Annotated in this window: 1 protein-coding gene; it reads left to right on the forward strand. The window is 38.7% G+C overall.

The window, feature by feature from the left end:
* Nucleotides 1–41 precede the first annotated feature (41 nt).
* Nucleotides 42–829, forward strand: a 788-nt coding sequence (locus H8S52_RS19725) for a DUF3871 family protein (RefSeq protein ID WP_186910414.1), incomplete at its 3' end; no start/stop codon positions are given.

Consider the following 829-nt stretch of genomic DNA (forward strand, 5'->3'; position numbering starts at 1 on the left):
TTAAATCCATTCAATCAATAACCATTTAATTCAATTTCATTATGAGAGATTTAGTAATTATGCCAGCTATGGCACAGCGTAGAGAATCATTAAACATGGGTGAGTTTGCAGAAGAAGCAATTATTGTGGAAGAAGTTGCAGCACCCAAAAGAGTAAACCATTTCATTGAAGCAAACACACAGGAAGTAACCTTACAGCACTTACAGCAAGACTGCATCATTCCAAGTTTTGCATCAATGGAGGAAACCATAAGCCACCAATCCTTTATAGGTGCAGTAGTAGATGCAGCTAAGGATTACTTTCATGGAGAACAGTTTGATATGCCAGAGATTAGAATCTCACACCCTATCAATGGCAGAATACCAAGTGCATTAGGTAAGAAAGCATCTGAATTGACAGACGAAGAGAAAACTTTGTTCTATCAGAGAATGTGTTTCTGTTTTGAAATTCCATCCATTGTACATGATGAATACGGTAATCGTTTAGCGTTATCCATTGGTGGAGTGAGAGCATATAACGAGATTAACCTATACAGTAAGAAGTCTGTTGAGAGATTTAAAATCTTCATAGGCTTTCGTAATCGTGTGTGCTCAAATTTAATGCTTACTACTGACGGCTTGCAGGATAAGATAGAAGTCCTAAGCATACAGGAACTATATGCAGCAGCATTGAATCTGTTCCATGCTTACAACCCATCCAAAGACCTGCATCTGTTAAGGACACTTGGGCAGATGTCAATCTCAACGAGTGAGTTCTGCCAGATAATAGGCAGGATGAGATTATATCAAGCTCTTACACCCAACCAACAGAAACGCTTACCTCGTCTATT

Source organism: Bacteroides sp. NSJ-48, from assembly GCF_014287405.1.
In the GTDB taxonomy this organism is placed as follows: Bacteria; Bacteroidota; Bacteroidia; order Bacteroidales; family Bacteroidaceae; genus Bacteroides; species Bacteroides stercoris.